Source organism: Klebsiella sp. WP3-W18-ESBL-02, from assembly GCF_014168815.1.
In the GTDB taxonomy this organism is placed as follows: domain Bacteria; phylum Pseudomonadota; class Gammaproteobacteria; order Enterobacterales; family Enterobacteriaceae; genus Kluyvera; species Kluyvera ascorbata_B.
In genome coordinates this window covers 1,464,815-1,487,078 of record NZ_AP021972.1, presented here as the reverse complement: position 1 = coordinate 1,487,078, position 22,264 = coordinate 1,464,815, and the positions used below count along the sequence as shown (strand labels likewise).

The window sequence follows — 22,264 nt, the reverse complement described above, 5'->3', positions numbered from 1 at the left end:
ATCTTTAAGCAGGTATGCTGGTCCAGCACCCCAAATTTCATACAGTTAAGGACAGGCCATGAGTAAGATTTTTGAAGATAACTCCCTGACTATCGGTCATACGCCGCTGGTACGACTGAACCGCATCGGTAACGGGCGCATTCTGGCGAAGGTTGAATCACGTAACCCGAGCTTCAGCGTCAAATGCCGTATCGGTGCCAATATGATTTGGGATGCCGAAAAACGTGGCGTACTGAAACCGGGCGTTGAACTGGTTGAACCGACCAGCGGCAACACTGGGATCGCTCTGGCCTACGTCGCCGCCGCTCGCGGTTACAAACTGACGCTGACCATGCCGGAAACCATGAGTATTGAACGCCGTAAGCTGCTGAAAGCGCTGGGCGCCAATCTGGTGCTGACCGAAGGTGCGAAAGGCATGAAGGGCGCAATCCAGAAAGCGGAAGAGATCGTCGCCAGCAATCCGGAAAAATACCTGTTGTTGCAACAGTTCAGCAACCCGGCGAACCCGGAAATCCACGAAAAAACCACCGGCCCGGAAATCTGGGAAGATACCGACGGCCAGGTTGACGTATTCATTGCAGGCGTCGGCACCGGCGGTACTCTTACCGGCGTCACGCGTTATATTAAAGGCACCAAGGGCAAAACGGATCTCATCTCCGTGGCCGTTGAACCAACCGATTCTCCGGTCATCGCGCAGGCGCTGGCAGGTGAAGAGCTGAAGCCAGGCCCACACAAGATCCAGGGGATCGGCGCGGGCTTCATTCCCGGCAACCTCGATCTGAAACTGATCGACAAAGTGGTCGCCATCACCAATGAAGAAGCCATTTCTACCGCACGTCGTCTGATGGAAGAAGAAGGTATTCTGGCCGGTATCTCTTCCGGTGCTGCCGTTGCCGCCGCGCTGAAACTTCAGGAAGATGAAACCTTTACCAATAAGAATATTGTGGTTATCCTACCGTCTTCGGGTGAACGCTATTTGAGCACCGCGTTATTTGCAGATCTCTTCACCGAGAAAGAACTGCAACAGTAATGCCAGTGCGTTAAAATCGTGTAAAAAAGCACCCAGCCGGGTGCTTTTTTGTGGCGTACGTCAAACTTTTACCCCCCCTGGCATTGCTTCACCTCCTTAGGTCTGGTATTTAACCATCATATTTATTTTGAGCCGCGAAATTATTCATTACAGGTTTTCCTGTGCTGAATCGATTTTATGATTTGGTTCAAATCCTGCTTTCGCGGCATAATGTTTAATGATAAGCGAAACGTCAAAGGCCAGAAGCGTCTGCGTCGGAAGGTTTGTCGCCGATGGTAGCGCTGATTTGTGGACGTCGCTTGAATTGAGTAATACAGGCTAAAGTCTAGCCACCAGGCTAGACTTTAGTTCCACAACACTAAACCTATAAGTTGGGGAAATATAATGTTCCAGCAAGAAGTTACCATTACCGCTCCGAACGGTCTGCATACCCGCCCTGCTGCTCAGTTTGTTAAAGAAGCGAAAGGCTTCACTTCTGAGATCACTGTGACCTCCAACGGCAAAAGCGCTAGCGCGAAAAGCCTGTTCAAACTGCAAACTCTGGGCCTGACTCAGGGTACCGTTGTTACCCTGTCCGCAGAAGGTGAAGACGAGCAGAAAGCAGTTGAGCATCTGGTTAAACTGATGGCTGAACTCGAGTAAGTTCAACGAGTTCTTTTAAATATCAGTCACAAGTAAGGTAGGGTTATGATTTCAGGCATTTTAGCATCCCCGGGTATCGCTTTCGGTAAAGCATTGCTGCTGAAAGAAGATGAAATTGTCATCGACCGGAAGAAAATTTCTGCCGATAAGGTTGAGCAGGAAGTTGAGCGTTTTCTGAGCGGTCGTTCTAAAGCGTCCGCGCAGCTCGAAGCTATCAAAACTAAAGCTGGCGAAACTTTCGGTGAAGAAAAAGAAGCCATCTTCGAAGGGCATATCATGCTGCTCGAAGATGAGGAGCTGGAGCAGGAAATCATAGCCCTGATTAAAGATAAGAACATGACGGCTGATGCAGCTGCGCATGAAGTTATCGAAGGTCAGGCGACTGCCCTGGAAGAACTGGATGATGAATACCTGAAAGAACGTGCGGCTGACGTACGTGACATCGGTAAGCGCCTGCTGCGCAACATCCTGGGTCTGGCGATTATTGACCTGAGCGCGATTCAGGACGAAGTTATCCTGGTTGCCGCAGACCTGACGCCGTCTGAAACCGCACAGCTGAACCTGAAGAAGGTGCTGGGCTTTATCACTGACGTCGGTGGCCGTACTTCCCACACCTCCATCATGGCACGTTCCCTGGAACTGCCGGCAATCGTGGGTACCGGCAGCGTCACCACTCAGGTGAAAAATGGCGACTATCTGATTCTGGATGCCGTAAACAATCTGGTTTACGTCAACCCAACAAACGAAGAAATTGAAAAACTTCGCGCTGTACAGGAACAGGTTGCCTCCGAGAAAGCCGAACTGGCAAAACTGAAAGATCTGCCGGCAATCACCCTTGATGGCCACCAGGTTGAAGTTTGCGCCAACATCGGTACCGTGCGTGATATCGACGGTGCTGAGCGTAACGGCGCGGAAGGCGTAGGCCTGTACCGCACTGAATTCCTGTTCATGGACCGCGATGCGCTGCCGACTGAAGAAGAGCAGTTTGCCGCGTACAAAGCCGTTGCTGAAGCCTGTGGCTCTCAGGCGGTCATCGTCCGCACCATGGACATCGGTGGCGACAAAGAGCTGCCGTACATGAACTTCCCGAAAGAAGAGAACCCGTTCCTGGGCTGGCGTGCCGTGCGTATCGCAATGGATCGTAAAGAGATCCTGCGTGACCAGGTTCGCGCAATCCTGCGTGCTTCTGCTTTCGGTAAGCTGCGTATTATGTTCCCGATGATCATCTCTGTTGAAGAAGTGCGCGCACTGAAGAAAGAGATTGAAATCTACAAAGCGGAACTGCGTAGCGAAGGTAAAGCATTTGACGAATCCATTGAGATCGGTGTGATGGTGGAAACCCCAGCCGCAGCGACCATTGCGCGTCATTTAGCCAAAGAAGTTGATTTCTTTAGTATCGGTACCAATGATTTAACGCAGTATACTCTGGCAGTTGACCGTGGTAATGATATGATTTCACATCTTTACCAGCCGATGTCACCGTCTGTCCTCACTTTGATCAAGCAAGTTATTGATGCTTCTCATGCTGAAGGCAAATGGACTGGCATGTGTGGTGAGCTTGCAGGCGACGAACGTGCTACACTTCTGTTGCTGGGGATGGGTCTGGACGAATTCTCTATGAGCGCCATTTCTATCCCGCGCATTAAGAAGATTATCCGTAACACGAACTTCGAAGATGCGAAGGTATTAGCAGAGCAAGCGCTTGCTCAACCGACCACAGACGAACTGCTGGCGTTGGTGAACAAGTTCATTGAAGAAAAAACAATCTGCTAATCCACGAGACGCGGCCCAAATTACTGCTTAGGAGAAGATCATGGGTTTGTTCGATAAATTGAAATCTCTGGTTTCTGATGACAAAAAAGACACAGGAACAATTGAGATTATTGCACCGCTCTCTGGCGAGATCGTCAACATCGAAGACGTGCCGGACGTAGTGTTTGCTGAGAAAATCGTTGGTGATGGCATTGCTATCAAACCAACCGGCAACAAAATGGTTGCGCCGGTTGACGGCACCATTGGTAAAATCTTTGAAACCAACCACGCTTTCTCTATCGAATCCGATAGCGGCATCGAGCTGTTCGTTCACTTCGGTATCGACACCGTTGAACTGAAAGGTGAAGGTTTCAAACGTATCGCAGAAGAAGGCCAGCGCGTTAAAGTTGGCGACACTGTGATTGAGTTCGATCTGGCCCTGCTGGAAGAGAAAGCGAAGTCTACCCTGACTCCGGTTGTTATCTCCAACATGGACGAGATCAAAGAGCTGACCAAACTTTCTGGCAGCGTAACCGTTGGTGAAACCCCGGTTATCCGCATCAAGAAGTAATGCTTGCTGCATAAAAAATGGCGCCGATTGGCGCCATTTTTTTGTCCGCAGGCCGGAGCGGGCGCTTACGCCACCATCTGGCCACCAGCCGCAGCCTACAGCGCCGAGGTCACCGGGCGAAAACAAGGCTCGTGCATCAGGACTTTCATCCCATCCGGGCCGCTTTCCAGCACCCGACGTTCGGAATCGGACACCCACAGCTCGCACTGATACCCTCCGGTAACGCCGAATACTGCCCGCGCCACGCAAGCATCTTCCAGCGCATCCTTGCCGCTGGTATCAAAATGCCCCACCAGCCGACCATTATGGCGTACAACCAGACGATAGCGCTTCATCACGCCTCCCCTGCCGGTGGCAGAATTAACTCATCGCAGCCGCACGTTTGCGTCCAGCGCATCACTTCCAGAACCCGCTGCGCGGCATCGTGTGCGGCATCAGAAAGCGATTTTTTCTGCACTATGCCGCTGATAAGCTCCGCACAGAACAGATCGCCGGTGCCCTTAAGGTCCGTTTCCAGACGTGGGTGATCGATGACCGCCGTCGATTCCGCCGTCACCACCACTACGGTAATGTTATCGGCCGTCTGGGCCGGCGCGCTGGTGATCACTACCCATTTCAGGCTGTCAGAAAGCAGCGACTGCGCGGCGGCTATCGCCTCGCCCAGCGTGCCGCAAGGCTTACCGCTCAGCATTTCCAGCTCGAATACGTTGGGCGTTAACCCCTGCGCCAGCGGCAGCAGATGAGTGCGATAGGCTTGCGGAATTTCCGCTTTGACGTAGACCCCGCTGTCGACGTCGCCTATCACCGGGTCAACCAGGATGCAGATATCCGGATGGGTGATCTGTACCGTTTTTAGCCACTCCGCCAGCAGTGCAATCTGCTCCGCGCTGCCCATATAGCCGGTGGTGACCGCTTTCAGCTCGCGCAAGGCATCACGTTCATTCAGCGCCTGGAGGTACCCACCGAACCACTCGCCGGGGATAATCCCGCCGTAAAACGTGTCGTAGTGCGGCGTATTGCTAAACAGCACCGTCGGCACGGCGGTCACCCGCAGACCGTGGGCCTTGATCGCCGGGACGGCAATACTGTTGCCGACGCTGCCGTAGACCACCAGAGACTGCACGGCCACGATGTCCGTTTGCAGCGCACGGTGCGTATCGTGGAACAGCACCGACTGTATTTCACTATCCTGCCCCATCTCCTTCTCCTTATGACTCTGGACAGCGGGCTGGCGCCTCACTATTATCGTCATATGCTAAAATTCATTTTGTCATAGGTCAATAATGATCGACGGAAAAAGCGCCAGTGAAATTTTTGACAGTATTCGCCAGCATATCACCAGCGGACAGTTGGCGAAGGGGGAAACGCTGCCGCCCGTGCGTTTCCTGGCGATGCGTCTGGGCGTTAACCGCAATACGGTTGCCGCTGCCTATAAAAGACTGGTGACCTCCGGGCTGGCGCTTAGCCTTGGCCGCAACGGCACGGTGATTAAAGCCACGCCAACGCCGGTAGCGCTGGAAGGTGGCAACCCGCATACCCCGCTCACCGATCTCTCCGGCGGCAATCCTGCAACGGATAAATTACCGGATTTGGGTCGTTATCTATCACACATTAGCCGAACGCCGCGCCTGTATGGCGATGCGCCGGTATCACCCGCGCTGTATGACTGGGCCCAGGGCTGGATGCAAGAGGCGATACCCACGGCGGGCGAAATAGATCTGACCAACGGTGCCGTCGATGCCATCGAACGCCTGCTGAGCGCTCATCTGCTGCCCGGCGATAGCGTCGCCGTGGAAGACCCCTGCTTCCTCAGTAGCATCAGCATGCTACGGTACAGCGGTTTTCACGCCAGCCCGGTTACCATCGACAGCGAAGGGATGCAGGCGGACGCCCTGGAACGTGCGCTCGCCGCCGGCGCTCGCGCAGTGATCCTGACACCACGCGCCCATAACCCCACCGGCTACAGCCTCAGCGCGGCACGAGCCGCCGCTATCCGCCAGGTGCTCAGCCGCTACCCGCAGGCGCTGGTTATCGTCGATGACCACTTTGCGCTTCTTTCGGCAGCCGACTGGCACCCCGTGCTTACGTCGGATACCCGACACTGGGCGGTGATTCGCTCGATGTCCAAAGCGCTGGGTCCGGATCTGCGCCTGGCCTTTGTTGCCAGCGATACGGCCACGTCGGCGAAGCTGCGGCTGCGGCTCAACGCCGGGAGCCAGTGGGTAAGTCATCTGCTACAAGATTTAGTCTACGCCTGCCTGACGGATGAGGCGTTCCCACAACAGCAGGCGCTGGCTCGTCAGTTTTACGCCAGCCAACAACAAAAGCTGGCACGGGCGCTACGCAGCCGTGGCATTGAAAATGCGCCCCCCGGTGATGGTCTGAACCTGTGGCTTCCGCTCCCCGCCGCCAGCCAGACAGCGGCGTTTTCGCTGGCAAAATCAGGCTGGCTGGTGCGTGAAGGCGAGGCGTTTGGCGTCAGTGCCCCTGCGCATGGACTGCGTATTACCATTTCTACACTTAGCGATAACGACATCACCCGACTAGCGGCCGATATTCATCAGGCGCTTAGCCTCTATCAGGAGTAAAACAGTGCGAGTCCATTTTGTTATTCACGAATCGTTTGAATCTGCGGGCGCTTACCTGCCGTGGGCCGAGTCGCGCGGCCATGAGATCAGTTGGACGCACGTCTATAACCATGAGCGCGTCCCCGCCAACGCCGATGGTTTTGACATGCTTGTCGTCTTTGGCGGCCCTCAGTCGCCGCGCACAACGCTCGCCGAATGCGCTTACTTCGATTCCAAAGCCGAACAGCAGCTCATTCGTCAGGCCATTGACGCCGGACGCACGGTGGTCGGCATTTGCCTCGGTTCGCAGCTGATTGGCGAAGCCTTGGGTGCGGCCGTAGGCCAGAGTCCGGAAAAAGAGATTGGTCACTACCCGATAACCCTCACCGAGGCTGCGCTTCAACACCCGCTGTTCAACCATTTCGGTTCGCCGCTCACCGTCGGCCATTGGCACAACGACATGCCGGGGCTGACCGATAGCACGGTCGTTCTGGCCACCAGCGCCGGCTGCCCGCGCCAGATAGTGCAATATACCGATAAGGTGTATGGCTTCCAGTGCCACATGGAGTTTACCGCCGACGCGGTTGAAGGATTGATTCAGCACTCCCAACAGGAGCTGGATGAAGCCAAAGGTAAGCCGTATATCCGTAGCGTCGATGAGATGCGCGCCTATGACTATCGCGAAATGAATGAGAAGCTATGGGGATTTCTTGATAAGTTGACGCAGTAACCCACCACCAATGCGTTAAGGAGAAGACATGCCAGCGTCATCGCTTAAAGCGGTTATCGAAGCCTGCGACCGCGCCATCTCGCAGGAAGACTACGCCACGCTGATGGAATATTACGCCGAGGACGCCACGCTGGTGGTGAAACCCGGCATGATGGTCAGCGGGAAAGAAAACATTCGCAAAGCGTTTATTGCCATCGCCGATTATTTTCAGCATCGACTGACGGTGACGCAGGGCAGAATGGAGATTATCGAAGGTGGCGATAACGCGCTGGTGATCATGGAGACCCGGCTGGATATTGCTCAGGAAAACGGTGAAACAACGCAGGTCACGCGCCGCGCGACCTACGTATTTCGCCAGCAGGCAGGGCGTTGGCTGTGTACGGTAGATAACTCGTACGGCACCGACCTGCTGGACAGCACGGTGACTTAAATCCCCGCCCCCTGGCTGAAGTGTTCTTCACCAAATACCCCGGTAGACAGATAGCGATCGCCGCGATCGCAGATGATCGCTACCACTACCGCACCCGGGTTTTGCTCGGCCACGCGAATCGCGCCCGCCACCGCGCCGCCGGAACTCACGCCGCAGAACACGCCTTCTTTCACCGCCAGCGCGCGCATGGTGTTTTCCGCGTCGTTCTGGTGAATATCCAACACCTGGTCAACCAGGCTGGCGTTAAAAATCCCCGGCATATATTCCGCTGGCCAGCGACGAATACCGGGAATACTGCTGCCCTCTTCCGGCTGCAGGCCAACGATAGTGACCGCTTTTTCCTGTTCACGTAAAAAACGTGACACGCCGGTAATCGTACCGGTGGTGCCCATACTGGAGACAAAATGGCTGATACGCCCTTCCGTCTGCCGCCAGATTTCCGGACCGGTCGTGGTGTAATGCGCGTACGGGTTATCCGGGTTGTTGAACTGATCTAACAGCTTGCCTTCGCCTCGCTGGGCCATGTCCAGCGCTAAATCACGCGCCCCCTCCATGCCCTGCTCCTTGGTGACCAGAATCAGCTCAGCACCGTAGGCACGCATCGCCGCACGGCGTTCCTGGCTCATATTGTCCGGCATCAGCAGCTTCATCTGATAACCTTTCAGCGCGGCGATCATTGCCAGCGCAATGCCGGTGTTGCCGCTCGTTGCCTCAATCAACACGTCGCCCGGCTTAATCTCGCCACGCTTTTCCGCCTCGACAATCATCGACAGCGCGGCCCGATCCTTCACCGACCCGGCGGGATTGTTGCCTTCCAGTTTGACCCAAATTTCACTGCCGTTATCCGGCCCCAGACGTTGTAATTTGACCAGCGGCGTGTTGCCGATCGTTTGTTCTAATGTATTCACTTCTGCTGTCCAATAAAAAGCCCGGCTGCGTTTCGCTTACCGGGCCTGTCAATATTGTTTTGTAGGCCGGGTAAGCGTAGCGCCACCCGGCAAAACCACGTGCGATTAAGCTATCAGGCCGTTTCTGCCAGAGCAAGCGTCTCATGGGACTCAATACGCTGGTCACCATGATAGAGGCGTGCATTCTGCAAGCCCACAAACAGACGATCGCCACGCAGCGGCGCATCGTCCCCGCGCATCACCACCGTTAACGGCTCGTGATACCACCCCAGAGGCTGGACAACTAATTGGGTGTAGTGACCTTTCGGGCTGGCTTCCAGTACCTGAACCGGCAGCGGGGAATCGAGGCTGGTACGGCGGCTCACATCCACTTCCCACGGGCGCAGGAACAGATCTACCGGCCCCTGATAAGACGGCGTATAGCCCAGCGGCCAGCGGTGCGCGCCAACGTGGAACTGCCCGCCGCGAATGGTCCCCTGCAGACGGTTCACTTCGCCCATAAACTCCAGCACGAAGCGGGTGGCGGGCTCGCGCCAAACCTGATCCGGCTCATCGGCCTGTTCGATATTACCCTGGCTCATCACCACCACGCGGTTGGCGACTTCCATCGCTTCTTCCTGATCGTGGGTGACGAAGACGCTGGTGAATTTCAGCTCTTCATGCAGCTGACGCAGCCAGCGACGCAGCTCTTTACGTACCTGCGCATCCAGCGCGCCGAACGGTTCGTCGAGCAGTAAAATCTGTGGCTCCACCGCCAGCGCACGAGCCAGCGCTACGCGCTGTTTTTGTCCGCCAGAAAGCTGTGCCGGATAGCGGTCTGCCAGATGAGCAAGCTGCACCATCTCCAGCAGTTTGGTGACTTTTGCTTTAATGGTCGCGGCGTTTGGACGCTCGCGGCGCGGCAGCACCGTCAGGCCAAAGGCGATGTTGTCGAACACCGTCATATGGCGGAACAGCGCGTAGTGCTGGAATACAAACCCCACTTTACGATCGCGCGCGTGCAGGCGGCTGACGTCGGTGCCGTGGAAGCGAATATGCCCGCTGGTCTGGTGCTCCAGCCCGGCAATAATGCGCAGCAGCGTGGTTTTCCCGGAACCGGACGGCCCCAGCAGTGCGACCATCTCGCCGGAAGGGATATCCAGAGAGATATCATTCAGCACCTGGGTGCGACCAAAAGACTTCTTAATATTGGCAATCTCAATGCTCATGATTTCCCTCCTGTTGCGCGCGTTTTTCCTGATTATGCAAACGCCACTGCAACGCACTCTTTAAAAATAAGGTCAGAATCGCCATCAGGGTCAGCAGCGCCGCGGCGGTAAAAGAACCGACGGTGTTGTAGTCCTGCTCCAGCAGTTCAATCTGTAACGGTAACGACAGGGTCTCGCCGCGAATCGAGCCGGAGACCACCGACACCGCGCCAAACTCACCGATAGCACGAGCGTTGGTCAGCACCACACCGTACAGCAACGCCCAGCGAATATTTGGCAGCGTAACGCGTTTAAACATCTGCCAGCCGGAGGCACCGAGCAACACCGCCGCTTCGTCTTCCTGACTGCCCTGGCTCAGCATTACCGGTACCAATTCACGAACCACGAACGGGCAGGTCACAAAGATGGTGACCAGCACCATGCCCGGCCAGGCAAACATAATTTGCAGGTTATGCGCTTCCAGCCAGCCGCCGAGTGGGCCGTTGGAACCGTAAAACAGCAGATAAACCAAACCCGCGACGACCGGCGAGACGGCAAACGGGATATCCAGCAGCGTCAACAGCAGCTGGCGCCCCGGGAAGTTAAAGCGCGTCACCAACCATGCCAGCAGCACGCCGAACACCAGGTTTACCGGCACGGTAATCAGCGCAATCATCACCGTCAGCCAGATGGCGTGCAGCATGTCCGGGTCGGCCAGGTTTTGCAGCACCGGCATCAGCCCTTTGCTGAACGCCTGGACGAAGATATAGATCATCGGCACCAGCAGGATAAAGGCCGAAACCAGCATCCCGGTACCAATCAGAAACCATTTACCCCAGTTGATGCGGGGTGCGTCATAGCGCTTCAATTGAGTAACTTCCGCCATTAGTGACCTACCACACGTCGACCAAAGCGACTTTGCAAGGTATTGATGGAGAACAGCAGCAGCAGAGAGGCCGCGAGGATAACCGACGCAATCGCGCTCGCCGCTGGATAATCAAACTCCTGCAGGCGAATAAAGATCATCAGCGAGGTCACTTCCGTCTTCCAGGCAATGTTCCCGGCGATAAAAATTACCGCGCCAAACTCGCCAAGGCTGCGGGTGAACGACAGCGCGACGCCCGCCACCAGCGCCGGGGAAAGTTCCGGCAGCACCACTTTACGGAAGCTCTGCCAGCGCGTCGCGCCCAGCGTTTCCGCCGCTTCTTCATATTCAGGGCCTAACTCTTCCAGCACCGGCTGTACGGTACGCACCACGAACGGGATGCTGGTAAACGCCATCGCCACCGCAATGCCGAGCCAGGTGTAGGTCACTTTGATATCAAACTTCGCCAGCCACTCGCCGTAGAAGCCGTTCACCGAGAACAGCGACGCCAGCGTCAGGCCCGCCACCGCCGTTGGCAGCGCAAACGGCAGATCCATCAGCGCGTCCAGCAGCGTACGGCCCGGAAAACGGTAGCGGGTTAACACCCACGCCATCAGCAGGCCGAACACGCCGTTAAAAATCGAGGCCACAAACGCCGACAGCAGCGTCACTTTGTAGGCCGCCACCACCTGCGGGTTGGTAATCACGTCCCAGTACTGCGACCAGCTCATCTGCGCCAGTTGCATCACCAGCGCGCTCAGCGGCAGCAGCAGAATTAAACAAACAAACAGCAGACTGGTGCCAAGGCTCAGGGTAAAGCCCGGCAGCACGCGTCTGGAAGAAACAGCAAACATTACTTACGCCCCGCCGCTAACAGCTTGTCTAACTCACCACCGCTGGCGAAATGCGTTTTCATCACTTCAGGCCAAGCGCCAAATTTGTCTTCCACGCGGAACAGTTCGGTCTGCGGGAATTTGTCTTTCAGCTTGTCCATCACCTGCGGGTTGTTCACGCGGTAGTAGTAGTCGGTGATGATGGTCTGCGCCTGCGGGCTATACAGATAGTTCAGGTAGGCTTTCGCCGCCTTCTCGGTACCGTTGGCCTTAACGTTTTTATCGACCCAGGCGACCGGGAACTCCGCCAGAATGTTGACCTTCGGCACCACCACTTCGAAGCCCTGATCTTCATACTGCTTACGGATGTTGTTCACTTCCGATTCGAAGGTGATCAGCACGTCGCCCAGACCACGCTCCACGAAAGTGGTGGTCGCGCCACGGCCGCCGGTATCAAACACTTCGACATTTTTCAGGAACTGGGTCATAAACTGCTGCGTTTTGGCTTTATCGCCGCCGTCAGCCTGATCCGCCGCGCCCCACGCCGCCAGATAGGTATAGCGCGCGTTACCGGAGGTTTTCGGGTTCGGGAAAATCAGCTTCACGTCCGGGCGCACCAGGTCGTTCCAGCTATGAACATTTTTCGGGTTGCCCTTACGGACCAGGAACGCCATGGTCGAGTAGAACGGCGAGCTGTTGTTCGGTAAACGCGCCTGCCAGTCCGCCGGAATCAGGTTGCCTTTATCATGCAGAATCTGCACATCGGTCACCTGGTTATAAGTTACAACGTCTGCTTTTAAGCCCTGCAAAATAGCCAGCGCCTGCTTGGAAGAACCGGCGTGTGACTGCTTAATCGTCAGCTTGTCACCCGCATTATCCTTCGCCCACTGCTGTTCAAACGGCGTATTCAGGGCGGCGAACAGCTCACGGGAGACGTCGTAAGAGCTGTTTAGCAGCTCCGTCGCCTGTGCTTGTGCCACCAGCAGCATTGAAGCGGCCAGCGCCAGGTATCTTTTTTTCAGTAACGTCATAGCCATTGCGCACCCTATCGTTTGGAGACTCTCTGAGCACCAGTGTATTTATAACGGAGACCAAAGGAGTAACGGTTTTATATACCGTTTGGTGATTTGGAAGTTGAAAAGGGAATAAGGATTTTTAACATGCCAGGAATATCTGGATAACGACTCGCAAAAGCATTATCAACGGCTTGTTCGGGCTGTTAATCCAGGGTCAAATAACCATACATAAACAATGGACATGTGTGACATCATCAGGAGAGTGCCATGAGAATAATCAGCGATAGCGAAGCCCGGCAAAACCTATCCACAACGCTACGGCAAGCGACGGAAGACCGCGCCCCTATTATCATCACCCAACAAAACGGTAAGGCATGCGTGCTGATGTCGCTCGAAGAATACCGTTCGCTGGAAGAAACCGCTTATCTGATGCGATCACCCGCAAATGCCGGACGACTCATGGATGCGATTGAGGAGCTAAAAACTGGAAAAGGTATCCAAAGGGATTTGATGGAGTGAAACTTATCTGGTCAGCACAGGCATGGGACGATTATCTGTACTGGCAAGATACGGATAAGAGCATGATAAAAAAGATAAACGAGCTTATCAGGGAGATTAAACGCACGCCCTTTGTCGGCAAAGGTAAGCCAGAACCGCTGAAATTTGATCTGGCGGGATTTTGGTCCCGCCGGATCACATTAGAGCATCGACTTGTCTACAAACTTGATAACGATGCTCTACTGGTTGCGGCATGCCGGTATCACCATCAGACGGCCCGTTTTATGGCATCTGAAGAGAATGCACCTTACAACGCCACTAACTTATCCAGCGAAGGCGCAAAGTAATACCCACCGGTCACCGGCTTAGTAAAGCGCAGCATCGCATCGCGCTTACCGTCGGTGTCGCCAAACATGCTCAGCAGCTGCTGCTCAATGTTATGCAGACGCGCGCAGTACGCGCAGAAGTACAGGCCGTGGGTACCGCTCGCCGTACCATAAGGCAGGCTCTGACGCACAATTTTCAGCCCTTTGCCGTCTTCTTTCAGGTCAACGCGGGTCAGGTGAGAGGTTTCCGGGCGATCGTCGCCGTCGATCTCTTCGTTGGCTTCTTTGGTACGGCCAATCATCATTTCCTGATCCGGCACGCTCATGCGGTTAAGCTGCTTGAGGTTGTGCTCCCAGCGCTGTACGAACACGTAGCTGCCGCCCGCATCAACGCCGTCTTTAATCACGGCCACTTCGCGGCGCGTTTCTTCACCCGCCGGGTTCTCGGTGCCATCAACGAAACCGCTCAGGTCACGTTCTTCAACCCAGCGGAAACCGTGCACTTCTTCCTGCACGTCCAGGGAATCACCGAACGCCGCCAGTGCAGCCTGAGCAACGGAAAAGTTCACGTCGTGGCGCAGCGACAGAATGTGGATAAGCACATCAAACTGCGTGGAGGGTGCAAGTCCTTTACCGTACGGAGGGAAATCTTTCAGCTCTTCTGCACCTACGCCGCCGCTCAGCTCGCGCCAGGTGTTGTGGCCAAACGCGACAACCGCGCCTAAATGGGCTTCCGGGAATTTATCCTGAAACGCCGCCAGCTTTTCGGCAAAAATTTTGCTGCCGGCACGCAGGGCGTTAACGTCCCCTTTAACATTGGCTTCAATCCAAATCGCCGCGCGGCAATGTTCCGGCAAAATGCCGCTCTGAACCTGAGACATCGCTCCTCCTGAAATAAAATGCCACGACATCGTGGCATAGAAAAACCTTACACATTGTACCCGCTTTTCGACGCAGCGGGTCAATTTGCCGACAAAATTAGCGCCGCCAGATTATTTTTGACAGCGTCCAGTTTTTCAACGCATCGTCCGGCGGCATTAGCCCCTGCGGCCCCTGCCAGGTGCCGGAGAACTGGTAACTAATGTGCTGGCTCTCTTTTGCTTTACATTCCACCACGTTACTCTCGTCGTCAACTGCAGGTGCACAGTTGCCGAAGGCTTTATCGTAAATAGCGTTAAACGCTGCGCCGACCTTCACGCCGTCGGCGGCTTCAACGCTGTCATCCAGGACGTCAACCCGGCTGACGCTGCCGCCATCGCCGTTAATCACCATCGCCAGCTTGTCACCGCGCAGCGCTTCAAAGTAGTGAACAATATTGCCCTGGTGCGCCTTCATGCCGCTTCGAATACGATAGCTGCTGCCCAATGCGTCGCTAATGGCCTGTTCGTTCAGCGCCGTGGTTCCGCTAATCCCGCCCACGCCCTGCTCGGTGATACCGGCCGAAGAGCCAAACCAGTTCCACGGATAGGCCGCCGACCAGTTAACCGACGACAGCGTTGAGCAGCCGGTCAACGCCAGCGGCAGTGCACAGAAGAATAAACGCAGCGATTTCATTGATACTTCCTATAAATTCAAGTCAGGCCTGTTGGAGTCCAGTAAACGCAAAAAGTGCCGTTTAATCTGTGACCTCGCGAAAACAGGCGCGTAAACGGCGATTGCTCAGCAGCCACCATAGGGCATAGATATCCAGCAAAAACAGGCTTAACCCAACGCCGGACAGCGCCTCACCGCTGAGCCACAGCCACGGCTGCCACAGCAGCAGGATAATCTGCGACACGATTAACGCCGGATGCAGACATCGCCATAACCGCGGGTAGACGTGGCGCCGCCCGCTAAGCAGAAACGCCAGTACGGCCGGTACGCCGGGCAGCAGGCCAATCCAGAAAAGCGAGTGGTCAGGATAGAACAGATTGAGCAAGGCATCGCCCTGATCGCGTGAGGCGCCGGCCATCAGGAACAGCACCCACGTCCGCGCCTGTAACAACAGCAGGCACCAGAACAAAAACGGCAGTCGCAGGCGGCCCTGCGGATCGTAGTCGGCGGGCGAGAAATCAGTACTCTTCATCTTCGATCAGACGTTTTCCTAAGCTTTGCACATCGGCATGTTCATAGCCCAGACGCTCGTACATGCCCAGCACGACGTCGTTTTCCTCACGCACCATAATGTGAATTTTCGGGCAGCCGCGGGCAATGAGCTTTTTCTCAAGACGATTGAGCAGCGCGTTAGCAATACCGCGGCCGCGGTATTCCGGGTGAACGCCAAGATAATAAGCTGAACCACGATGACCGTCGTAGCCGCCCATAATGGTACCGACCACTTCACCGTTGACCTCCGCCACCAGGAACAGGCTGACGTCATGGTTTACCTTACGTTCGATATCCATCTCAGGATCGTTCCATGGTCGCAGCAGATCGCATCGCTCCCATAGAGTGATGACCTCTTCAAAGTCCGACTGGCGAAAAACGCGTATCTCCATGGTATTGCCCGCCTTTTCAGGTTCAAAAACAGTGATTATGGCGTGAACGGCCAATTTAGCCAATATCTGGCGCGGCACAGTGAAAAAAATGGCATAATAAGGTACAGACACGTATTGAAATGAAAAGTAAAACAATTCTCATCACGAACTGTCGTAACGAAGATCGCGATACGATATAACATATAGATTCTTGTTTTTACAACTCAGGCCGGAATGAGCACTTTTAAACCATTAAAAATACTGACTTCGCGCCGCCAGGTGCTGAAAGCCGGATTGGCTGCGCTCACGCTGTCAGGGATAGCTTCCCACGCGGCAGCAAAAGACACCACCTTAAAAACCAGCAATGGTCACAGTAAGCCGGCGAAAAAAACATCAAGCCGTCGGCTGGTGATGCTGGATCCAGGCCACGGCGGTATTGATACCGGCGCAATCGGCCATAACGGTTCGAAAGAAAAGCATGTGGTGCTGGCGATTGCCAAAAACGTTCGCGCTATTCTGCAGAAAAACGGCATCGATGCTCGGCTGACCCGCTCGGGCGATACCTTTATTCCGCTGTACGATCGGGTTGAAATCGCCCATAAGCACGGCGCAGATTTGTTTATGTCAATTCACGCAGATGGTTTTACTAACCCCTCTGCCGCAGGCGCGTCGGTCTTCGCCCTCTCCAACCGCGGGGCCAGTAGCGCAATGGCAAAGTATCTGTCGGACCGTGAAAACGCCGCTGATGAGCTGGCGGGCAAGAAGGCCAAAGACAAAGACCATCTTCTGCAGCAGGTGCTGTTCGATCTGGTACAAACCGATACCATCAAAAACAGCCTGACGCTCGGCTCGCACGTGCTGAAGAAAATTAAGCCAGTGCACAAGCTGCACAGCCGCAGCACCGAGCAGGCGGCATTTGTGGTTCTGAAGTCGCCGTCGATTCCCTCCGTGCTGGTCGAAACCTCCTTTATTACCAACCCGGCCGAAGAGAAGCTGCTGGGCACCACGGCATTTCGACAAAAAATCGCCGATGCTATCGCTTCGGGCATCATCAGCTACTTCCACTGGTTCGATAACCAGAAAGCCCACGCGAAGCGACGCTGATGACCATTAACGTCGATCAGGTTAAAGCCTTTCTGCTCGGGCTACAGGACGAGATATGCCGCCAGCTTGCACAGCTCGACGGCGGCGCATTTATCGAAGATAGCTGGCAGCGCGATGCCGGCGGCGGCGGCCGTAGCCGGGTGCTACGCGACGGCGCCGTCTTTGAACAGGCTGGCGTCAATTTCTCCCACGTACATGGCGACGCGATGCCCGCCTCCGCAACGGCGCACCGCCCGGAGCTTGCCGGGCGCAGCTTCGAGGCCATGGGCGTATCGCTGGTCGTTCACCCGCGTAATCCGTATGTGCCGACAAGCCATGCCAACGTGCGTTTCTTTATTGCCGAAAAACCGGGTGCTGAGCCAGTGTGGTGGTTCGGCGGCGGCTTCGATTTAACCCCTTACTACGGTTTTGATGAAGACGCCGTGCACTGGCACACCGTCGCGCGCGACCTGTGCCAGCCGTTTGGCGATGACGTCTATCCGCGTTATAAAAAGTGGTGTGACGACTACTTCTATCTTAAGCACCGCCAAGAGCAGCGCGGCATTGGCGGCCTGTTCTTTGACGATCTGAATACGCCAGACTTTGCCCACTGCTTCGCCTTTATGCAGGCGGTAGGAAACGGCTTTACCGACGCCTACCTGCCCATCGTCGAGCGTCGCAAAGCGATGGCTTATGGCGAGCGCGAACGCGATTTCCAGCTCTACCGCCGCGGGCGCTACGTTGAGTTCAATCTGGTGTGGGACAGAGGTACGCTGTTCGGCCTGCAGACCGGCGGGCGCACGGAGTCCATTCTGATGTCGATGCCGCCGCTGGTGCGCTGGGAGTATAACTATCAGCCGGAAGACGGCAGCCCGGAAGCGGCGCTGAGCGAGTTTATTAAGGTCAAAGACTGGATCTAAGATGAAAAGGCCCCGGAATTCCGGGGCCTTTTATTTTACAGCGGCTGGGTCTGCGCTTCGACCACCGCCAACGCCACCATGTTGACGATACGGCGTACGGAAGCGATCGGCGTCAGGATGTGCACCGGCTTCGACACGCCCATCAGCACCGGCCCAACGGTCACCCCTTCCGAACTGGAGACTCGCAGCAGGTTATAGCTGATACGCGCGGCTTCCATATTCGGCATCACCAGTATATTCGCCGAGCCTTTCAGCGGGCTGTCCGGCATACGGTCGTTGCGGATGCTTTCGACCAGCGCGGCATCGCCGTGCATTTCGCCGTCAATCATCAGCTCCGGCGCGCGCGCCTTCACCAGCTCCAGCGCGTCACGCATTTTGCTGGCCGACGGGCAATCGGAAGAGCCAAAGTTGGAATGCGACAGCAGCGCCACGCGCGGTTCAATACCGAAACGACGCACGCTTTCCGCCGCCATCAGAGCGATTTCAGCGATCTGCTCCGGCGTAGGATCGTTATTGACGTAGGTATCGGCAATAAAGGTGTTGCCGCTCGGCAGCAGCAGCGCGTTCATTGCTCCGGCGGTATGTACGCCGTCACGGTAGCCAAACAGCGGTTTCACGGTGCTGAAGTGCTCATGGTAGTCACCAATGGTGCCGCAGATCATACCGTCGGCTTCCCCGCGCAGTACCATAATCGAGCCGATAGCCGTGGTGTTACTGCGCATCTCGCGCTGCGCCTGTTCCTGAGTGATGCCGCGGCGCTTCATCAGGCTGTAGTATTCCTGCCAGTACTCCTTAAAGCGCGGGTCGGATTCGTTATTGACGATTTCAAAGTCAACGCCCGGTTTAATTTGCAGCCCCAGCTTCTGAATACGCATTTCAATCACGCTCGGGCGGCCAATCAAAATCGGCTTTGCCAGCCCCAGAGTGATCAGCTCCTGCGTCGCGTGCAGCACGCGGGTATCTTCCCCTTCCGCCAGCACGATGCGCTTCGGCTCTTTGCGCGCCTGCGAGAAGATAGGCTTCATAAACAGGTTGGTTTTATAGACGAACTCGCTCAGTTTTTCGATGTAGGCATCGAAATCAGCAATCGGGCGCGTCGCGACGCCAGAGTCCATCGCCGCCTTAGCAACGGCCGGGGCGATCTTCACGATCAGGCGCGGATCGAACGGTTTAGGAATGATGTATTCCGCGCCAAAGCTCAGATCCTGATCGCCGTAGGCGGAAGCCACCACTTCGCTCTGCTCGGCATGGGCCAGCTCGGCGATAGCGTGAACGGCCGCCAGCTTCATCTCTTCGTTGATGGCCGTCGCGCCGACGTCCAGCGCGCCGCGGAAGATGAACGGGAAGCACAGGACGTTGTTAACCTGGTTCGGGTAGTCGGAACGGCCGGTACAGATGATGGCGTCCGGGCGCACTTCTTTGGCCAGCGGCGGCAGTATTTCCGGTTCCGGGTTCGCCAGCGCAAGGATCATCGGCGCGCGGGCCATCTTCTTCACCATCTCCTGGGTCAGCACTTTCGGGCCAGAGCAGCCAAGGAAGATATCCGCGTCGGCAATCACATCGTCCAGCGAGCGTTTGCCATTATCTTTCACCGCATAAGCCGCCTTGGTTTCCGCCATGTTCGGCTCGCGGCCTTCGTAGATAACGCCTTTGGAGTCGCAGACCACAATGTTGTGTTTCTGCATCCCCAGCGCCACCAGCAGGTTCATACAGGCAATCGCTGCGGCGCCAGCGCCGGAAACCACCATGCGAACATCGGAGATATTTTTCTCCACCACGCGCAGGCCGTTAAGAATAGCGGCGGTACTGATAATCGCCGTGCCGTGCTGGTCGTCGTGGAACACCGGAATGTTCATACGTTCGCGCAGCTGCTGCTCAATGTAGAAGCATTCCGGCGCTTTAATGTCTTCGAGGTTGATGCCGCCAAAGGTCGGCTCCAGCGCCGCCACCACGTCGATAAATTTGTCCGGATTAGTCTCATCCACTTCGATATCGAAAACGTCAATACCGGCGAACTTCTTGAACAAAACGCCCTTACCTTCCATCACCGGCTTACCGGCCAGCGCGCCAATATTGCCGAGGCCGAGCACCGCGGTGCCGTTTGACACCACCGCCACCAGGTTGCCACGCGCGGTATATTTGTAGGCCGCCAGCGGGTCTTTTTCAATTTCAAGACACGGTGCGGCAACGCCCGGCGAATAGGCCAGCGCAAGGTCGCGTTGGGTGGCTAACGGCTTGGTGGGAGAGACCTGAATTTTACCTGGAATGGGGAATTCATGGAAATCGAGGGCACTTTGTTTTAATTGGTCGTCCATTTAGGGTTCCTTTCACGTATCGAACTAAAAGGGTGAAGCGCAATTACGTCCTGATGCACTCCCGAAGGGAAGCGCCTAGTATCGCCTGTGGCCGCCCGGTAAACTTTGAAGGCCGCCATACTCTTGCGAACACGCCTGTCTTTGTTATCTATTTATGTCTGACATGTTATCAAGTATCGATAGTAAGATCATGATTTCCAGATATGCTTTTTTGTTATGCCAGCCATAACCTAATGGCTATGGGCAAAGCGTCTGGCCATCTCCTGGCATCATCATGCCTCACCGCGATAATGTTCAGCCATCATCCTGAATAGCTAAATTAATCATTACGTTGATAGGCTAGACGCACGAGGATATAGGGGGAATGCGCCGTCATCAGGCGGCGCAGAGGAAGGGAAAAATGTTAGCCGGAAACCCACTGTGTTGCCCAGGCGTCTGGCCCCTGCCAGTTATCACACTGCGGCTGCGCGGCGTAGCGCACCAGGCGAAAACGCTGGCCGTCGTAGCGCCAGCGCGTTTGTACACCGCAGTCGGCAAGGCCGCGGCCTTTTTCAAGCGTCACCAGCTCGCGGCTTTTTTCGTTGTACGTGAGATTGACCAGCTCAATATCACGCCCTTCGCTGCCGGAAGGCACGAACGGCAGACGCAGGCGAATCGGCGTCGTCACAAACGGTTTTTTTCGCGACACCAGCCAGGCACGGTAGAAGGTGTTATAAGCGCCAGACTCGCAGCTGGTCATGATCAGCGCCTTATCATCGGTCAGCGCCGTTACCCACACTTCACGACGCAGGGGGTCGAGTGAACACTGCACGTTGTTCATCCGCCAGGTGGCAAAATCCAGCAGGTCGTTGTACTCATCATGACCCAACGGCGTCGGCGCGGCATTCACTTTTGCCACCGCCTTAAGCGCCGGCGCGGGCGGCACGCTGAGCGGGGGCTCGTCGCCTTTTCTTACCCACGCGGTTTCATTGCCCACCCGTTTTTGGCGCGCGTCGATAAACAGCAGTGCCGCCTTCAACCCCTGCAATGAAATGACCTGAACGCCCCTCGCCAGGGTCATCGCGTGGGCATCCTGAATCAGCTGCAGGAAAGCATCGATCGTGGCGCTATCGCCGGTCGTCAACAGCTTCGGCTGAACTTTCCAGCGTTCACCATTCAGCTTCAGCGGCTTACCGTCAAGCAGCAACCGCGGTTCAATCGCCGGTACGGTCGCCACCGGATTAACCAGCCCGCCCAGCTCAATGCGCAGCTGCGCATCGGTATGCGCCCCGGCGCTACGGCTTAATGTCATCACCAGCCCATAGTGCAGGCCTACGTTGCGGGTCACGCAGAAATTTTGATTATTGCAGGTGACTAACCAATCGGAGAAAAGCTGCTGCGCCGGCGCCGCCCACGTCGACGACGTCGGGAGCCACCCGATGCAGAAGATAAAAAGGAAAACGCGGTAACGCATGGACGGTACAACCCCAGAAGAAAAAAGCATCAACTTACCAGGGCTATCCTGGATGACGAAGCGGCAACCCTCAATCGGATTTATCGGATTGAGCTACAGGCAAAATTACGCCATCAGGCCGGATGCATGAAGATACTGAAGTAAAATCACCGTCTTACCGTCGCAAATTTCGCCGCTGCGCACCTTTTCCAGCGCCTGGGAAAACGGCAGTTCCAGCACGTCAATATCTTCATCATCGACCCCGCCGCCGGCGTTATCGCGCAGGCGGTCATCGTATTGCGCGATAAAGAAATGGATGATTTCGGTCACGCCGCCCGGCGACATATACAGTTGAAAGACCTTACGTACGTGGCTCACCTGGTAGCCGGTCTCTTCGATGGCCTCTTTGCGGATGCAGGTTTCCGGATCGTCGTCGTCGAGCAGCCCGGCGCAGGCTTCAATCAGCATACCGTCGGCATTGCCGTTCACCCAGGTTGCCACGCGGAACTGGCGCACCAGCACCACGCTCTTTTTTTGGCTGTTGTACAGCAGCACCGTCGCACCGTTGCCGCGATCGTAAACTTCACGCTTATGGCGCACGACCGTACCGTTTTTCTGCGTTAAATCGTAGGTAATATTGCGCAGGACAAAGTAGTTGTCAGAGAGGATTTGATCTTTGATGACGTTGATATTAAGGGACATG

24 protein-coding genes and 1 pseudogene are annotated in these 22,264 nt (G+C 55.7%); 11 read left to right on the top strand and 14 right to left on the bottom strand.

Annotated elements, in window-relative coordinates; all coding sequences use genetic code 11:
* The first annotated feature begins 58 nt into the window (after nt 1-58).
* The 4 genes from cysK to crr all read left to right on the top strand — a co-directional run bounded on the left by cysK (nt 59) and on the right by crr (nt 3,995).
* Nucleotides 59-1,030, top strand: a complete 972-nt coding sequence (gene cysK, locus H7R56_RS07090) for a cysteine synthase A (RefSeq protein WP_106924178.1) — start codon at nt 59-61, stop codon at nt 1,028-1,030.
* 384 nt (nt 1,031-1,414) lie between these two features.
* On the top strand, nt 1,415-1,672 hold the full coding sequence (ptsH, locus tag H7R56_RS07085; RefSeq protein ID WP_002913505.1) for a phosphocarrier protein Hpr: 258 nt from the start codon (nt 1,415-1,417) through the stop codon (nt 1,670-1,672).
* 45 nt (nt 1,673-1,717) lie between these two features.
* Entirely contained in the window at nt 1,718-3,445 is a 1,728-nt protein-coding gene (gene ptsI / locus H7R56_RS07080; RefSeq protein ID WP_106924177.1) for a phosphoenolpyruvate-protein phosphotransferase PtsI, read from the top strand.
* A gap of 40 nt (nt 3,446-3,485) precedes the next feature.
* Entirely contained in the window at nt 3,486-3,995 is a 510-nt protein-coding gene (gene crr, locus H7R56_RS07075) for a PTS glucose transporter subunit IIA (protein WP_052282364.1), read from the top strand.
* 95 nt (nt 3,996-4,090) lie between these two features.
* Here crr and H7R56_RS07070 read toward each other — a convergent pair whose 3' ends face one another.
* Together H7R56_RS07070 and pdxK are read right to left on the bottom strand one after the other, a co-directional pair.
* Entirely contained in the window at nt 4,091-4,330 is a 240-nt protein-coding gene (locus H7R56_RS07070) for a cytoplasmic protein (protein ID WP_106924176.1), read from the bottom strand.
* Nucleotides 4,330-5,193 carry a pyridoxine/pyridoxal/pyridoxamine kinase gene (gene pdxK, locus H7R56_RS07065; RefSeq protein WP_106924175.1) on the bottom strand — a complete coding sequence of 288 codons (864 nt, stop codon included), beginning with the start codon at nt 5,191-5,193 and terminating at the stop codon, nt 4,330-4,332. Before pdxK ends, H7R56_RS07070 begins: the two co-directional genes overlap by 1 nt.
* Before the next feature lie 85 nt (nt 5,194-5,278).
* On the opposite strand from pdxK, the gene ptsJ reads away from it, so the two are divergent.
* The 3 genes from ptsJ to H7R56_RS07050 are packed head-to-tail and all read left to right on the top strand — an operon-like array spanning nt 5,279 to nt 7,722.
* Complete coding sequence (ptsJ, locus tag H7R56_RS07060; protein WP_106924174.1) at nt 5,279-6,583, top strand: MocR-like B6 salvage transcription factor PtsJ; 1,305 nt, start codon at nt 5,279-5,281, stop codon at nt 6,581-6,583.
* Nucleotides 6,584-6,587: 4 nt separating this feature from the next.
* Nucleotides 6,588-7,292: a type 1 glutamine amidotransferase gene (locus tag H7R56_RS07055; RefSeq protein WP_106924173.1), complete on the top strand. Its 705-nt coding sequence runs from the start codon at nt 6,588-6,590 to the stop codon at nt 7,290-7,292.
* A 28-nt stretch (nt 7,293-7,320) separates the two neighbouring features.
* On the top strand, nt 7,321-7,722 hold the full coding sequence (locus H7R56_RS07050; protein WP_106924172.1) for a YybH family protein: 402 nt from the start codon (nt 7,321-7,323) through the stop codon (nt 7,720-7,722).
* Here the strand turns inward: H7R56_RS07050 and cysM are convergent.
* The 5 genes from cysM to H7R56_RS07025 form a co-directional block, all read right to left on the bottom strand.
* Nucleotides 7,719-8,630, bottom strand: coding sequence for a cysteine synthase CysM (gene cysM / locus H7R56_RS07045; RefSeq protein WP_106924171.1), 912 nt, complete (start codon nt 8,628-8,630; stop codon nt 7,719-7,721). The two genes, H7R56_RS07050 and cysM, sit on opposite strands and share 4 nt — an antisense overlap.
* 113 nt (nt 8,631-8,743) lie before the next feature.
* Nucleotides 8,744-9,838: a sulfate/thiosulfate ABC transporter ATP-binding protein CysA gene (gene cysA / locus H7R56_RS07040; RefSeq protein WP_106924169.1), complete on the bottom strand. Its 1,095-nt coding sequence runs from the start codon at nt 9,836-9,838 to the stop codon at nt 8,744-8,746.
* Nucleotides 9,828-10,703, bottom strand: a complete 876-nt coding sequence (gene cysW / locus H7R56_RS07035) for a sulfate/thiosulfate ABC transporter permease CysW (RefSeq protein WP_106924168.1) — start codon at nt 10,701-10,703, stop codon at nt 9,828-9,830. The genes cysA and cysW overlap by 11 nt, the downstream gene beginning before the upstream one ends.
* Nucleotides 10,703-11,536 carry a sulfate/thiosulfate ABC transporter permease CysT gene (gene cysT / locus H7R56_RS07030; protein ID WP_035897290.1) on the bottom strand — a complete coding sequence of 278 codons (834 nt, stop codon included), beginning with the start codon at nt 11,534-11,536 and terminating at the stop codon, nt 10,703-10,705. The genes cysW and cysT overlap by 1 nt, the downstream gene beginning before the upstream one ends.
* Nucleotides 11,536-12,552, bottom strand: coding sequence for a sulfate ABC transporter substrate-binding protein (locus H7R56_RS07025; protein WP_106924167.1), 1,017 nt, complete (start codon nt 12,550-12,552; stop codon nt 11,536-11,538). Before H7R56_RS07025 ends, cysT begins: the two co-directional genes overlap by 1 nt.
* Before the next feature lie 246 nt (nt 12,553-12,798).
* On the opposite strand from H7R56_RS07025, the gene yefM reads away from it, so the two are divergent.
* A complete protein-coding gene (gene yefM / locus H7R56_RS07020; protein WP_106924166.1) occupies nt 12,799-13,050 on the top strand; it encodes a YoeB-YefM toxin-antitoxin system antitoxin YefM in 252 nt (83 codons plus the stop codon).
* Nucleotides 13,047-13,298 (top strand): annotated as a pseudogene (locus H7R56_RS07015) (Txe/YoeB family addiction module toxin); the annotation flags it as partial. The gene yefM and the pseudogene H7R56_RS07015, both read left to right, overlap by 4 nt.
* Nucleotides 13,299-13,336: 38 nt before the next feature.
* Here H7R56_RS07015 and H7R56_RS07010 read toward each other — a convergent pair.
* The 4 genes from H7R56_RS07010 to H7R56_RS06995 all read right to left on the bottom strand — a co-directional run bounded on the left by H7R56_RS07010 (nt 13,337) and on the right by H7R56_RS06995 (nt 15,832).
* Nucleotides 13,337-14,236 carry a Dyp-type peroxidase gene (locus tag H7R56_RS07010; RefSeq protein ID WP_106924164.1) on the bottom strand — a complete coding sequence of 300 codons (900 nt, stop codon included), beginning with the start codon at nt 14,234-14,236 and terminating at the stop codon, nt 13,337-13,339.
* Between the two features lie 97 nt (nt 14,237-14,333).
* Complete coding sequence (locus tag H7R56_RS07005) at nt 14,334-14,909, bottom strand: RpoE-regulated lipoprotein (protein ID WP_106924163.1); 576 nt, start codon at nt 14,907-14,909, stop codon at nt 14,334-14,336.
* 61 nt (nt 14,910-14,970) lie between these two features.
* Nucleotides 14,971-15,420 (bottom strand): DUF2919 domain-containing protein, encoded by a 450-nt coding sequence (locus H7R56_RS07000; RefSeq protein WP_106924162.1) that lies wholly within the window; start codon nt 15,418-15,420, stop codon nt 14,971-14,973.
* Entirely contained in the window at nt 15,407-15,832 is a 426-nt protein-coding gene (locus H7R56_RS06995; RefSeq protein WP_181357945.1) for a GNAT family acetyltransferase, read from the bottom strand. Before H7R56_RS06995 ends, H7R56_RS07000 begins: the two co-directional genes overlap by 14 nt.
* Before the next feature lie 213 nt (nt 15,833-16,045).
* Here H7R56_RS06995 and amiA point away from each other — a divergent pair, with 213 nt between their 5' ends.
* Entirely contained in the window at nt 16,046-16,915 is an 870-nt protein-coding gene (amiA, locus tag H7R56_RS06990; protein ID WP_106924160.1) for an N-acetylmuramoyl-L-alanine amidase AmiA, read from the top strand.
* Complete coding sequence (gene hemF / locus H7R56_RS06985) at nt 16,915-17,814, top strand: oxygen-dependent coproporphyrinogen oxidase (protein ID WP_106924159.1); 900 nt, start codon at nt 16,915-16,917, stop codon at nt 17,812-17,814. Before amiA ends, hemF begins: the two co-directional genes overlap by 1 nt.
* Before the next feature lie 35 nt (nt 17,815-17,849).
* On the opposite strand, the gene maeB is transcribed toward hemF, so the two are convergent.
* The 3 genes from maeB to nudK all read right to left on the bottom strand — a co-directional run bounded on the left by maeB (nt 17,850) and on the right by nudK (nt 22,263).
* Nucleotides 17,850-20,129: an NADP-dependent oxaloacetate-decarboxylating malate dehydrogenase gene (gene maeB, locus H7R56_RS06980; RefSeq protein ID WP_106924158.1), complete on the bottom strand. Its 2,280-nt coding sequence runs from the start codon at nt 20,127-20,129 to the stop codon at nt 17,850-17,852.
* Between the two features lie 403 nt (nt 20,130-20,532).
* Nucleotides 20,533-21,582 carry a DUF1176 domain-containing protein gene (locus tag H7R56_RS06975; RefSeq protein WP_106924157.1) on the bottom strand — a complete coding sequence of 350 codons (1,050 nt, stop codon included), beginning with the start codon at nt 21,580-21,582 and terminating at the stop codon, nt 20,533-20,535.
* A gap of 105 nt (nt 21,583-21,687) precedes the next feature.
* On the bottom strand, nt 21,688-22,263 hold the full coding sequence (gene nudK / locus H7R56_RS06970) for a GDP-mannose pyrophosphatase NudK (RefSeq protein WP_106924156.1): 576 nt from the start codon (nt 22,261-22,263) through the stop codon (nt 21,688-21,690).
* Between the last annotated feature and the right edge of the window lies 1 nt (nt 22,264).